Raw genomic sequence first — 15,482 nt, 5'->3', positions numbered from 1 at the left:
TTTTACTGGCTTTACAGCATTTTATTACTTTTTTGTTAGTTATTAGTTAAATGTTTTTATCTGTCCCAACTATTGAGGAGTGGAATTCATTGACGAAAAGTTCTTTTGGTAAATTATTCTTAAGTTTTCTATTAGTTATTTCCGCGGTTCTGCCATATGCGGCGACGCAGGCAAGTGCTGAAACAACAACTATTTCGGTTGCTGAAGCAATCGCGAATAACAGTGGTACTGCAACAGTTAAAGGGTTTATTGTTGGCGTAGCAATTTCAGGCACAAACTACGATCAGGAAGCACCTTTTACAGCGCCAAGTAATCTTGGGCTAGCAGATTCTGCTGATGAAACAGATCCGGCTAAAATTATTCCGGTCCAGTTAACTTCAGGTTCTGACACAAGAAAAGCATTGAACTTAGTGGATAACCCACATATGTTCAAAGGCGAAGTTACTATTACAGGAACATTGACTGCATATTTTTCAACACCAGGCCTTAAATCACCAACTGCTTTTGAAATCCTTTCCGAGGGCGAAGCCCCACCAGAAGCGACTGTCGTCAATTCTGTATTGGAAGCACGCAATTCTGTCGGTGAATTGATCCAAGTGGAAGCGACAGTTACGACAGGAACAGGATTCTGGGGCGGCAAAGCTTTCTACGTCCAAGACGAAACTGCCGGACTTTACGTTTACACAAGCAACGCTGACGTAGCGCCTGGCGATATCGTCAGTCTGACAGGTTCGGTTTCCGAGTATAACGGCGAATTGCAATTGCAGCCGAATACGATTGAAGTCGTGTCTTCTGGAAACGCATTGCCGGCTGTTCAATCAATCACGCCTGCAGGTGTCGATATGGACGCGCAAGGCGAATTAATCGAAATGAATAATGTTACAATCACAGGTTTGGAATCTGTAAATGATTACGGAACTTTCGAATTTACTGCAACTGATGCAGACGGCAACGCTGTCGTTGTCCGCAACGACAACCGCAATGGCCTGACGTTCGAACGTTTTACGCAACAGTACAAAGAGGGCGACCTGATCAACGTAACAGGGATCGCTTCAAAATATTACGATGCTTTCCAGGTGAAAACATTGGGTCTTGATAGTTTTGACCTTGTGAACAAACCTGAAGTTTACACAACGACTTTCCCAGGAATCGTTTCTGAAGGCACAGAAATCGCACTTCAGTCCGGCTGGGAATCTGCAAAAATCTATTACACAGTTGACGGCAGCATGCCGACAGCTTCAAGCACAGAATACACTGCTCCAATCACGCTTACAGCTGATACAACGATCAAAGCGATCGCTGTAGGAACTGAAACATCTGATGTGTTTTCATTTGAATACACAGTATTGAAAACTGCTGACCTGAAAATCCGCGACATCCAAGGCGATGGCCATTATTCGGATTATGAAGGTGTTGTTGTCAACGAAATCGTTGGCGTAGTAACACACACGTACAACTCTTCAAACTTTGTCATCCAGGATATCAATCCGGATGAAGATCTGACGACTTCTGAAGCAATCATGGTCAACATGTCTTCAAATGGAGTAGTTGTTGGTGATCTTGTCACTGTTGCTGGTACGGTTGAAGAGCATTTCCAGGAAGGCTATTCGGATATGCGCGACAATGATATGCCGATCACACGCATCCGTGCGACTGAGGTAGTAAAAGGTGGCACAGCTGACTTGCCTGCACCGATCGTAATTGGTGAAGACGTGATGCCGCCATCCCAAATCATCGACAATGATGGTTTGACTTCATTCGACCCGGCTGAAGATGGAATTGATTTCTGGGAATCCCTTGAATTGATGCATCTGGCAGTGCCGAACGCGAAAGTTGTTGGGCCACAGAAATACGGCGAAGTGGTTGTAGTCGCTGGAAATTCTCCAAACACAGTTTTCAACAAGCAAGGCGGAATTCTGATTTCTGAAAATGATTACAATCCGGAACGCATCATCGTAGATTTTGACAATGAAAACTTCGTCGCAAAAGCGGGCGATTCTTTCAACGGCACAATCACTGGTGTTATGGGCTTTGGTTTCGGTAATTACAAACTTTGGACTAAGGAAGAAAATCTTCCGGCATTCGTAATTGGAGACACAGTTCCTGAAGAAACATGGATTACGGCTGCTGAAGATAAATTGACAGTTGCTGCATATAACATGGAAAACTTCTCAGCTGATCCAGCTCACACTTCAAACGAAAAAGCAGCTCGTCTTGGTGAATCGTTTGTAGAAAACTTGAACTCTCCAGATGTAGTTTCATTAGTGGAAGTTCAGGACAACGATGGTCCGATTGCTTCAGGCAATACGGATGCCTCACAGAGCTATGAGCGTCTGATTGCAGCAATCGAAGCTGCAGGTGGACCGACTTATAAATGGACAGACATTGCACCAGAAAACAATAAAGACGGCGGACAGCCGGACGGCAACATCCGCGTTGGATTCCTTTACAACCCTGAGCGTGTAACACTTGCTGAAGGTACCAAAGGTGCATTCAATGAAGCGAACACGTGGGTGGAAGGCGAATTGGCGTTGAACCCAGGACGTATTGAACCTGAAAATCAGCCGGGCACACGCAAACCGCTTGCCGCTCAGTTTGAATTCCAAGGTGAGAAATTCGTTGTCATCGCAGCTCACTTGAACTCGAAAGGCGGCGACCAGCCTTTATTCGGACAGAATCAGCCTCCATTCCTTAAGTCGGAAGCAGAGCGCATCGAATTGGCGAAAATGATCAATAACTTTATTGCAGAAGGCCAGAAACAGGATCCGGATTTGAAAGTCATCGTTAATGGCGACATGAACGATTTCGAATTCACACCGGCTCTTGCAGCATTGAAAGGCGATATTCTGACAAATAAAGTCGAAGATGTGCCGTTGGAAGACCGTTATTCTTATTACTACCAAGGCAACTCGCAGGTTCTTGATCATGCGCTTGTAACAAACAACATCGCTGATCAGACAGAAATCGATATGCTGCACATCAATGCGATGTTCATGGAAGAGCACGGCCGTGCATCCGACCATGATCCGTTATTGATCCAAGTTGATTTCACTCCTGAAGTACCAGTTAAAGAAATGCCGTTCACTGATGTTAAAGTGACGGACTGGTCATACGTTTACATCAAAGACCTGTTCGACAGAGGAATTGTAAACGGTACGTCGGAAACTTTGTATTCGCCGGAGAGCAGCCTGACTCGCTACCAGGCAGTTACAATCTTGACTCGCATCCTTGAAATGGATACTGCTAACGCACCAAAATCTCCATTCACGGATATCTCAAGACTTCATCAGGATCGTCAAAACGAAATCAATGCTGCATACGCTGCAGGATTGATCACAGGTAAAACAGCAACTGAATTCAAGCCGAACGAGTATATCTCACGCGCCCACTTCGCGTTGCTGCTTGACCGCGTCTATACGAAAGTCAATGGCGATTACAGAATTGCCAAACTGGCTCCGTACAGCGACATCAAGAACCTGACTAACGATGAGAAACTGGCAATCACATTGCTGCACGACAAAAAAATCGTTGAAGGATACAACGGCAAATTCAACCCGTTCCGTTCAACATCACGCCAAGAAGCAGCGAAAATGTTCTCGCTGTTCCTGCCATACGCATCTAAGTAATAATATAAGCTAAATAAAAAGCGAGGCTCCCGGGAGATGGGGGCCTCGCTTTTTTATGGGTTATTTTAGGTTCTTATACGATCTGAGGGGGGAGAATGAAGACAAATTGAGCGAACGCCGATATATTTCCTTGAGCGCCGATATAAACTTTTGAACGCCGATATAAATTCTTGAGCGCCGATATATTCTCCTGAGCGCCGATATCTGCCAAAAGAGGCATGCCTCAATCGCGGATCTGCCTGATATTCTTTAATTGCTAGGCAAAACAACACCCTTCATAAGTTTCCTTCTATAAAAAAACCGCTTAGATGGATGCTTTTCGCAGGCGAAAAGCGAAAAACCGACAAGAAAACCTAGATAAGCAGAGAGGGCACCTTTAATTAGCATGGTGTGTATAGCAAGTGAGAAACTATGACGTTACGTCACATAAAGCAAAAACCCGCTTCCAGCCAAACTAGGCGGGGAGCGGGTTTTCACATCAATCTCTTACAGGCAACGTCTTCATATACGCATCCGACAAGTATTCAAGATGCAGCACGCGGTCGTAATCTTCACGGTATTGTTCGAAATCAGGAATGACTTCTTCGGTTTCGAGATCATACGCCGTTCCGTCTTCAAAGCCTTTTTCCGGGATGAAAAGGATTTCTTCATTCCAGAATGAGCCGACCGGCAGGTAATAACGCGCGCCGAGAAGCGTTTCCTGATGGTTCAGTACATCCTGCCCGAAAATGACCATATCATCGAGCGGCAAGCCCAACAAGTTGGCGATGGTCGGCATCATATCAAGCTGGCCAATCTGCTGTTCGAAAGTCTCGCCTTCATCGGTGATGCCCGGTGCATGAAGGATGAACGGAACCTTCAGGCGGTCGATAGTCTGGTATTCATTGCCGAGAAGTTCAGTTACCAGATCCACATCGCGCTGTTCAATGGCGCTTTGCTGGAGACCGAAATGGTCCCCGTAGATCGCAATGACCGAGTTCTCATAAATGCCTTCTTTTTTCAATTGTTCAATAAAATCATTGATGACGCGGTCCATATAATTGATGGAAACCAGATACTCGCCAGTCAATGAGCCTTCGAACTCTTCAGGAAGTTCGTATTCCTGATGCTCTTTCGGCAAGTGGAATGGGTGATGGCTAGTCAAGCCGATAAGCTGAGCATAAAATGGCTCGTTCTTCATATGCGATTCCCGCAGAACCGGCATCGCCTTGTTGAACATGACTTCATCGGATGGCCCGATGCCGATCACATCTTCATTGCCGAAAAATTCACCGTAATAATATTTCTCGATGCCGAGCGCCGGATACAATTCGTTGCGGTTCCAGAAACTGATATCGTCGGCGTGGAATGTCGAAGTCGTATAACCTTCGCCTTTCAGCAGGCGAGGCAGACTCGGAAACGCCCGGTCGGCGAACGTCTGGGAAGTCGGATTGAAAGCGGTCGGATAAAGCGACGTATTGACGATGAATTCAGCGTCGGACGTGTTGCCCGGTCCCGTTTGCTGCGCGGTATTCGGGAAATAGAAACTGTCTTCTATCAATTTGTTGAAGTTCGGCGTAACTTCTTTGCCGTCCAGTTCAAGCCCAATCGGGAAACTCTGCATCGATTCGACTTGAATCACAATCAGGTTGCGGCCTTCAGCGGCGCCGAAAAACTTCCGCTCTTTCGGCGGGATGTATTCCAAGCCCTTCAGGCTGCGGACTTCTTCCATCAACTCAGCGGAATTCTCGACCGATATATCCGTCTCGATTGCCGTCTGCCCCTCAGGCCCAAGATAAATCTCCAGCGCCTCATAATTCAAAATGCCTTTTTCCTGCGCCGCCAGCACATTATTCGAAATGGCTTCATCTTTATGCGCCTGGAAATTAACGAATGAAACGATAACCGCTAATAAAAGAAGTGGAAGCACAAGGAATTTCTTGTTCAGCGAATAATTGCCAATCGGATACTTGCGGACCAGCAAGAGAATGATCAGCACCACAATCTCCGCGAAGAACAGGAAATAAATCGGCTTGATCAGCGCGCTTACACTTTCGTTGATTGTGCCGACCTGCCCCAATTGGAACAGCGCGAAATATGTAACGATACGGCCAAAGAACGCATGGTACATGACAACCGCCAGAAACAGTGTCGAGAAAATCAGATTAAGCAAAAGAAAAGCGCCGGGCTTCCACTTGCCGGCAATCAGCTCAATCAGCGTGGTGAAAATAAGAATATAACTCAACTCGAGCACGAGCGCCCGCGTAATATCCGCCTCGCCGAACAGCAGGTAGCGAAGGAAGATGATTTTCAATATCAGAATTGCCGTGACAATAAACAAGTGACTCGTCAAAAACTTTGTAATATGCTCTTTTTTCATCATTACCCACCTAGGAATCTCATTATTTTTATCTATTTATATTCTTCTGTAAATAATATGTAAAGTCAAGGTAAAGATGGGGTGAAGATTTAGTTGGCATCTTATTTCCCGGGAAATATTTTCAGTTTCGGGGAGTTTGATTATGAAGAGAGTTTTAAGGTGGGGAAGTATCTATTTATATAGAAGAGAAATTTGGGGTGTGGCGTGGTTATGGGATAGCTTTCCTTATAAATGTTAAGTTCTCTTGGGTGAGAGGCGGAGGAGAGGTGCATTCGTGAGATGAGAACCGAAAACCGTAAGATAGAAATGCTAAATCATAAGATAGACGCCCAAAATCATAAGATAGAACTCCACCTATGAGAGTAAACCCACTTCATGAATGGATCGGGCGGCGAGTGCCGCCCACTGGTCAGTCCGCGGGCGGACTGCTTTCCATATGAATGCACTTTTCTTATGGTGAGAGGCGGAGGAGAGATGTGTTCGTGAGATGAAAACCGAAAACTGTAAGATAGAATTCGAAAACCGAAAGAAAGAAATGCTAAAACATAAGATAGCGGGCCAAAATCATAAGATAGAACTCCACCTATGAGAGTAAACCCACTTCATGATTGGATCGGGCGGCGGTTGCCGCCCACTGGGCAGTCCGCGGGCGGACTGCTTTCCATATGAATGCACTTTTCTCTTGGATGAGAGCCGGAGGAGAGATGCGTTCGTGAGATGGAAATCGAAAACCGTAAGATAGAACTCGAAAAACGTAAGATAGAAATGCGAAATCATAAGATAGCGGGCCAAAGTCATAAGATAGAACTTCACCTATAAGAATTAACCCACTTCAAGAATGGATCGGGCGGCACTTGCCGCCCACTGGGCAGTCCGCAGGCGGACTGCTTTCCATATGAATGCACTTTTCTCTTGGGTGAGAGCCGGAGGAGAGGTGCGTTCGTGAGATGAAAACCGAAAACCGTAAGATAAAACTCGAAAACCGTAAGATAGAAATGTGAAATTATAAGATAGACGCCCAAAATCATAAGATAGAACTCCACCTATGAGAGTTAAACCACTTCATGAATAGATCGGGCGGCAACGGCCGCCCACTGGGCAGTCCGCAGGCGGACTGCTTTCCATATGAATGCACTTTTCTCTTGGGTGAGAGACGGAGGAGAGGTGCGTTCGTGAGATGAAAACGGAAAGCCGTAAGATAAAACTCGAAAACTGAAAGATAGAAATGCTAAATCATAAGACACTCAGCCAAAACCATAAGATAGAACTAGACCATGCGAGTCAACCAACTATTAGTCAAGAACGGGCGGCAACCGCCGCCCACTGGGCAGTCCTCCAGCAGCGGACTGCTTTCCATCTCTATGCACTTTTCTTTCGGAAAAACCCGCATCAAAAATCGTCACGTTAAGTAAAACTCGCTATACGACACCAACTCACATCTATAGGACAACAAAAACTATCTATACGACACCATCTCCCGTTCATACGTCACCAAACCTTCATCTAACAAATTCAACCCACTAGCCACCTATCCCAATCCCTCTCCTGAAACCATCCACCAAAAAAGAGCGACGCAAATTTCGAACTGCGTCACTCCACACTTATCTTATTACTGAACTATCTGAGATATGGAGCAAAACAGCTGAGACTCCCAGGCGACTAGGCGAAGTGCTGAGATCCACTCGGGCGAAGTGGAACGAGCACGAGTTAGCTCAGTGCAAGCAGCCAGGAAAGCGAAGCTGTTTTGCGGAATATCAATTATTAAGAACTTCTTATACAATTGCTTTACACTAGGAAAAACGAAAATCCACTCAATACCTTCAAAAGAGTTTCCAATTATCACCTACCATCCTAAATTTCTTGCAACTCCAAATACCCCGTACCACCACCCATCCCTAAACCCAATTTCACAACAAAATCGCCAAATATTCAAAAAAATATTAAGAATACGTTTGCAATATTGAAAATTTATGGTAAATTAATAGTGTTATGCAATTAGGAATAATTGCACAATTCTAAACCAATAAAAGGGGGAAAAACATTGAAGAAGTTTAAAACAGCGTTAGTTACGATGTTAGTCGTAATGATGACGCTCAGCTCTGCTGTCTTCGGTTTGACCGGCGTATCCGCGGCGACGACCAAGTCCGTATCGGACCTTCCGACTTTGAATGCTGAAAAACCAGCTGTCAAAGTACCGGAAAAATTCGTGAACCCGGAAGATCCATCCAAAACAGTCCGTGTGATTGTGGAACTTGAAAAAGCTCCAACAATCGAAACGGCGACTCAAAAAGGAGTTCTTTACAAAGATCTTCCTGAGTCAGAAAAAGCAAGTCTGGAAGCGGCTGTAGAATCTGATCAGGCGTCTGTCCAGTCGGCTGTGAAAATGGCTGCGCCAAGCGTTACATATCTTGAAAACTTCACGACTGTTTTCAACGGTTTCTCTGCTAATGTAGCAGCTGGACAAGTTGAAAAAATCGCGAACACTGCAGGCGTTAAGAAAGTATACGAAGCGACTGAATACACACGTCCTTCTGTACAGCCTGAAATGAAATACTCTAAAGAATTGGTTCAAGCGCAGCAAGCTTGGGGCGATTACGGCTACAAAGGTGAAGGAATGGTTGTTGGTGTCATCGACACTGGTATCGATCCTTCCCACAAAGACATGGTTTTGACTGATGACTCTACTGGAGACATCACGAAAGACGAAGTGCAGGCATTGCTTGCTGACGGTTCTATTGAACACGGTGAATACTTCACTGCAAAAGTTCCATTCGGTTGGAACTACATGGACAATAACAACCAGATCCTTGACCTTGGACCAGATGCTTCTATGCACGGTATGCACGTTGCCGGTACAGTAGGCGCTAATGGTGATGAGGATGCTGAAAACCCTGGCCTTAAAGGTGTAGCTCCTGAAACACAATTATTGGCTTTGAAAGTTTTCGGCAACGACCCGAACTTTGCTTCAACTTACGGCGATATCTATGTTAAAGCAATTGATGATTCCATCAAACTTGGCGCAGATGTCATCAATATGTCTCTGGGATCCACTGCTGGCTATGTTGATTCAACTAACCCTGAACAAATGGCAGTTGAACGTTCAACTGAAAACGGAATCCTTGTAGCAATCTCTGCTGGTAACTCTGATATGTTCGGATCTGGTACTTGGTATCCGTACGCAGAGAACCAGGATTACGGTTTGACTGGCGCACCAAGTGTATCTGAAGATTCATTCGGTGTAGCATCATTCGAAAACACGATCGTTACTGGCTACGGCTTTAATTACCATGTAAATGGTGAAGAAGCTGGACAAGTAATGTACCTTCTTGCAAATGACGCTGACCCGATCGAATTGCCGAACGCTTCGTATGAAGTTGAGTTCGCAGGCTTCGGTAACCCGGCTGATTTTGAAGGAAAAGATTTCACTGGTAAATTCGCTCTTATTTCACGCGGCGAAATTGCTTTCGTTGAAAAAGGCTTGAATGCACAAGCGGCTGGCGCTGCTGGTGTTATCGTATACAACAACACAACTGGCACGATCAACATGGCTTCTGACGCGGCTATCAAAATTCCATACATGTCTACATTGCAGGCTGATGGATTGGCGATGAAAGCGGAAATCGATGCAGGAAACAATGTTACTGTATCGTTCGAAGGCGATAATGTTGAAACACCAAACCCGAACGCAGGTCTTATGAGTGATTTCACTTCATGGGGTCCAACTCCGAACCTTGATTTCAAACCTGAAATCACTGCTCCGGGCGGAAACATCTTCTCTACATTGAACAACGATGAGTACGGCTTGATGAGCGGAACGTCTATGGCGGCTCCACACGTAGCCGGCGGTACTGCACTTGTTTACCAACGAGTTGACGCAGAATTCGGATTGTCAGGCGCTGACCGCGTTCAATTCGCGAAAAACTTGATGATGAACACAGCTAACCCTGTTGAACTTGCTGAAGGTGAATTCGTATCTCCACGCCGTCAAGGTGCTGGTCTGATGCAATTGCACGATGCACTTTCAACTGATGTAATGGTAACGAATAAAGCGACTGGCGAAGCGAAGGTTGCTTTGAAAGAAATCGCGAACGATCAATACACATTCACATTGACAGCAGAGAACTTCTCTGATGAAGCAGCTGAATACGTGGTTGACGTAGCAGTACAAGTTGATACTCCAGTTAACGCTGGCGATTACTTCGTAACAATTCCAAACGATTACGGTTCACTTGTAATTACGGAAGATGCTTCAATTGCAGCTCCGGAAACTGTAACAGTTCCTGCTAACGGTTCTGTTGAAATCCCGGTAACTGTTGATATCTCTGATGTCAGCGCTGAACTTGACGCATACTTCAAAAACGGATTCTTCGTTGACGGCTTTGTCACTTTGACTGACGTAAATGAAGAAATCACTGGCAATACTTCTCTAGTAGTTCCTTACTTCGGCTTTAACGGCGAGTGGGACGATGCAAGAATCTTTGACTACTTTGCATGGGACGAAGTTATGACTTATTACGGTATGACTCTTCTTGCTGATGGCGATGGCAACATCCTTAACGGCGGAACACACCTTGATGGTTATGACCCAGAGAAATTCGCATTCTCACCAAACGGTGACGGATCGGTTGACTCAGTAATCCCTGTTTATTCATTAATCCGTAACGCGAAGGAATTCGAAGTGAATATCCTGAACGAAGCGGGTACAGTAATCCGCACGATCCGTACAGCTGACAACCTCGTTAAGCATTATGATGGTACAGCTTCGTACACATACAACCCTGATTTCGCTTGGGACGGTAAAGCCCGCGGTAAAGTGGTTGCAGACGGCGACTATCAAATCCAGCTTCGCGCTGTAATTGATTTCCCTGATGCTGAATGGCAGTCAATCGAATTCCCGATCACGGTGGATACGGTAGCTCCTGAAGCAGCAGCAACTTACAATGCTGCAACGAAAACAGTTGAAGTTTCATCGTTCACTGACAACACTGGCGCAGACCGCTGGGAAGTTTACTTGAACGGCGAAGAAATCACTGAAGATGCAACAACTGAAGATGAAGATGAGTCATTGGCTCCTTCAACAACTCAATTTGCAGTAACTGCAGATGTTAAGAAAACAGATGAATTGGTTGCTGTATTCTACGATGTAGCAGGCAACGCAACTGAAGTTGAATTGCGTGTTACAGCTGAAGAATCAACACATCCAGTAATCTTCATCGAAACACCTGAAGTTATGGAATACCTTGATTCGAATGAAGTAACAGTTGCTGGTACAGTTGAAGACGCTTCAAACGTTGTCTCTGTAACAGTAAACGGTGAAGAAGTTGACACATTCGATGGCGTGAACTTCGAACACACAATCACTTTGGCAGATGGCGTTCACCCGATCAAAGTCAAAGCGGTTGATGAGTTCAACAACGAAATGGAAATCCAACGCCAGGTTCTGGTTGATACAACAGCTCCAACAGTTGAAGTTACAGAAGCTCCTGAATCTGTAGACCTTGCAACAGAAGAAGCGGAAGTAACAGTAAACGTACAAGATAACTTCGACGAAATCGCAGTTTATGTTGACGGTTCTGAAGTATTCCGTAAAGTAATCACAGAGCCATACGGCATGTATGCGTTCGACAAAGACATCACATTCACTGTGCCTGTTCTTGATGAAGGCCAAAACGACTATGTCGTAACAGTAGTCGATGTAGCTGGAAACGAAGCAGCAGCTGAATTCTCAATCTTCAAAGGCGAAGCGGAAGTTGTAACATTTGCTGATATCCAAGGACACTGGGCTCAAGAACAAATTGAAGCTCTTGCAACACTTGGCATCATCCAAGGTAAAACAGCTGACCTATTCGCTCCAGAAGCAGACCTTACTCGCGCTGAGTATGCAACGCTTCTAGTTCGTACACTTGACCTTCCGGTTGAGGACTACGAAGGAACATTCACAGATGTATCAGCTAAACATTGGGCTGCACAATACATCGAAGCGGCTGCACGCGCTGGAATCGTACTTGGCAACCCGGATGGCACGTTCAAACCGAACACTGACATCTCTCGCCAGGACACTGCGGTTATGGTAATCCGCGCAGTTGAATACGAAGATGCTTCACTTCTTGAAGGCCTTGATCTTTCGCACAAATATGCAGATCAAAGCAAAGTTTCATCTTATGCAAAAGAAGCAGTTTCACAAGCTTACGCACTTGGCTTGATGACAGGACGCAACAACAACGTCTTTGCTCCGAAAGATGACATCAAACGCGGCGAAACAGCAGTAGTTGTTTACCGTGCTCTTGAGTTGATGTACGGGGAACTGGAATAGAATAAAATGAGGAAAGCCGGGAGCGGATGCTCTCGGCTTTTTTCTTATGTTTAGATGTGTTTAGAAATGTTTTAAACTATATTACGCAAAACTGCTTCGCTTTCCTGGCTGCTTGCGCTGAGCTAACTCGTGCTCGTTCCACTTCGCCCGAGTGGATCTCAGCACTTCGCTTGGTCGCCTGGGAGTCTCAGCAGTTTTGCTTCATATCTCAGATTGCTTTCTGTAATAGGATGGTACATTTTAGTTTTGTTCAATTGAGAAGGCAGATATATAAATTTCTCGAATAGCTTAAATGCAGCGTCAGCCGGCGACTCCTGCAGGACCTAGAGCGAGTCCTGAGACCCCGCAAGGAGCGCAGCGGATGAGGAGGCTTAGGCCGCTCCCTGCGGAAAGCGTCCGGCTAGAGCGAAATGACTAAAGAGAGGTGATAGGCTTTCTATACTATAATATCTGTCAAAGGTAAGAATGGTAATATTTCTGCAATCTTAATGAAACTATACATAGGGTTCATCCGTCTATATAATGAGCAGTGATGCAATGAATCAAAAAAAGTGAGCTGATTTTATTGAACAGACGAATGGACAATAGAAATAATAATACACCCAAGAAAAAGAACTGGCTGATTACGCTGGTCACAATTCTGTTTTTGGCGGCAGTCGGCGCAGGCGTCTACTTGATGATCGCCGGTCCGGAAGAGCAGCAGGCAACAGAATCACTGGAAAAGACCTCTTTCTCAGAGCGTGAATACCAAGGTGGAGGCGGCGTCAGTGTCGCGATAGATAAAGAAGAAGAAGAAGAACCGGAGACAATCGAACCGGGCACAGTCACGGACCAGACCGAACAAGATGAAGAAACAGCAGAAGTGGAAGAAGAAGCCCCGGATACAGAAGAAAGCAGCGACGCGATCAAGAACGAAACAGTGGAAGAAGTGGAGCAGCCGGACGACAGTATGGTAGTGGTTCCGGAGCCCGACCTTTCATCGATGATCGCTAATGCCAAATCGTACGTTTACACGTTATACACCGATCTTGATCAGGGATCAGGATTTTTATTCAACAATAAAGGCGACATCCTTACCAATGCGCATGTCGTCAAAGACTCACAATACGTAACCGTTAAAAACAGCAACGGCCAGGAATTCAATGGCCAGGTCATCGGCTTTTCCAGAACGGCGGACATCGCTTTGATCCGCGTGCCGGAAATTGCAGGCAAAGCGCCGATGGAAATGGAAATGTCACCGGTATCGGCGGGAACGAAAGTGTTCGCGCTCGGCAGTCCGGAAAACATCAATAATACATCGACAGAAGGCGAAATCACCGCTACAGGGATGGACTTCTTCGATGGCTATAAATACGACGATCTATATGAAATGACTGCGAAGATCAAACAGGGATCGAGCGGTGGACCATTGATTTCAGCGGAAACCGGCAAGATCCTCGGCATCAACTCGATCGTTTTGACTGACAATCCGGATATCGGCTACTCGATTCCGATTTACACAGTCAACGACCAGTTGCAGGAATGGGCGGCAAATCCGCTGCCGGCCGACAGCGATGCGTGGCAGCCGGAAGTTCCGGATGTCAGCTTTGAAGAAGAAGCACTGCGCGGATTCATCTCGGATTTCTATGAACTGGTTCCATATTCACTCAACGACGACGAAGTCACGTTCTATCAATTCTTCCTGCTGCCAGGCAGCCAAGGCGAAATGGCCGGCACCGAAATGGTTGAAGGGTTGAAGGGCGAGCAGCGTGTGTTCCAGGCGGTTGAGCCGATCATCACGGATGTTGAAATTGGTGAAAAAGAAGCCTACATCACGGCCAACGCGACTTTCACGTTCCACGACCAGGAAGACGATAAACTCGTCTCCATCAGCCACGCGGTCATCTACACCATCGTCATCGACCGTTTCGGCGATTACCAGATCTCAGCGATCAACAATCAGGAACAATAAAACCAGCGCCGGGGCTCAATGCCTTCCGGCGCTTCTTTTTATGCGGAGTTTCAGGTTTTATTGCTGAGGGAATATTGCAATAAACTCGAATAAAAATTTTAATCACATTGAAGGAGTCCACTATGGCAAAACGTTACGATTATATGGACTGGCTGCGGGTGCTGGCGATTTTCACGGTAGTCGGCGTCCACGTGGTTTCTAAAATCATCAATACCGGCGACGCCAGCGAATGGGAATGGCAGCTCGCCAACTGGATCGATTCGGCCCTGCGCTGGTGTGTGCCGGTCTTCTTCATGCTGAGCGGCGCGCTGCTGCTCAACCTGAAACGGGAAGATCCCATCGGCGAATTCCTCAAACGGCGGCTGACCAAAGTCATCATCCCGCTCCTGTTCTGGAGCGGCGTCTACATCGCCTATAAAGTATTTGAGCAAGGTGAATCGTTCACGGCGTGGGAAATGGTCGTGCTGTTTCTGACAGACGATGTCTACTACCATTTATGGTTCATGTACGTCATCATCGGCCTCTACATCATGGCGCCGTTCCTGAAAATACTCGTCAAGAACATGGACCAGAAAACCTTTCTCTATTTTCTCGGCATCTGGTTCTTTTTCTCCGGCATCCTGCCATTCGTGCAGAAAATGTACGGCTTTGAACCGGCCCTCGTCGCCGGCCTGTTCCAGCCTTATATCGGCTACTTCCTGTTAGGGGCTTATCTCGTGCGCTATCCGCTCCCGAAAAAAGCGATCTGGCCGCTGCTCGGCCTGTCATTCATCGCCTACCTGGCGACCGTCTACGGCACGCATAACCTGACCGTCAAAAACGGCGAACTCGATGAATTCTATTACGAACATTACCGCCCGACCCAAATCGTTATCAGCATCTTCGTATTCGCCTTATTCCAGCATCTCGGGCCGCGCATCAAGCCGAACCCGCTCATCACCCAGCTGAGCCTCGCCACCCTCGGCATCTACGTGATCCACCCATTAGTGCAGTTCTATCTCAATAAATTCTTTGGCATCAATGAAACCATGGTGAATCCGATAGTGGGCGTGCCAGTCGTCTGGGTGCTGATCTTTACAATCTCATTCCTGATCGTCTGGACACTCAAGAAAGTGCCTGGCGCGAAGCACATCATTCCTTGAGAGGGGTGGTGTGTTTTCTTACGATTAGTCAATAGTTTTTAATCATTTTCAAAGAGGTTTTTCCGTGAGTTCTTATCTTTTAAAAGACGGA

The 15,482-nt window shown here is 46.2% G+C and carries 5 protein-coding genes; 4 read left to right on the top strand and 1 reads right to left on the bottom strand.

All coding sequences use genetic code 11. The annotated features are described in order from the left end of the window. Nucleotides 1–89 precede the first annotated feature (89 nt). The gene (locus D2910_RS15510) at nt 90–3,626 is read left to right on the top strand and encodes a DUF6359 domain-containing protein (RefSeq protein ID WP_165850198.1); all 3,537 of its coding nucleotides are present in this window, start codon (nt 90–92) and stop codon (nt 3,624–3,626) included. A gap of 478 nt (nt 3,627–4,104) precedes the next feature. On the opposite strand, the gene D2910_RS15505 is transcribed toward D2910_RS15510, so the two are convergent. Continuing rightward, nucleotides 4,105–5,985 (bottom strand): LTA synthase family protein, encoded by a 1,881-nt coding sequence (locus D2910_RS15505; protein ID WP_165850197.1) that lies wholly within the window; start codon nt 5,983–5,985, stop codon nt 4,105–4,107. Nucleotides 5,986–8,026: 2,041 nt separating this feature from the next. On the opposite strand from D2910_RS15505, the gene D2910_RS15500 reads away from it, so the two are divergent. The 3 genes from D2910_RS15500 to D2910_RS15490 all read left to right on the top strand — a co-directional run bounded on the left by D2910_RS15500 (nt 8,027) and on the right by D2910_RS15490 (nt 15,391). Beyond that, nucleotides 8,027–12,298 (top strand): S8 family serine peptidase, encoded by a 4,272-nt coding sequence (locus D2910_RS15500; protein WP_377280284.1) that lies wholly within the window; start codon nt 8,027–8,029, stop codon nt 12,296–12,298. A gap of 565 nt (nt 12,299–12,863) precedes the next feature. Further along, a complete protein-coding gene (locus tag D2910_RS15495; protein WP_165850196.1) occupies nt 12,864–14,249 on the top strand; it encodes a S1C family serine protease in 1,386 nt (461 codons plus the stop codon). A 122-nt stretch (nt 14,250–14,371) separates the two neighbouring features. Then, nucleotides 14,372–15,391, top strand: coding sequence for an acyltransferase (locus tag D2910_RS15490; protein ID WP_117314114.1), 1,020 nt, complete (start codon nt 14,372–14,374; stop codon nt 15,389–15,391). Nucleotides 15,392–15,482: the final 91 nt, after the last annotated feature.

Origin of the sequence: Planomicrobium okeanokoites (genome assembly GCF_003428875.1) — a bacterium.
Classification (GTDB): domain Bacteria; phylum Bacillota; class Bacilli; order Bacillales_A; family Planococcaceae; genus Planococcus; species Planococcus okeanokoites.
Note: the sequence above shows the minus strand (reverse complement) of the source record. Positions and strands in the feature narration are given on the sequence as shown.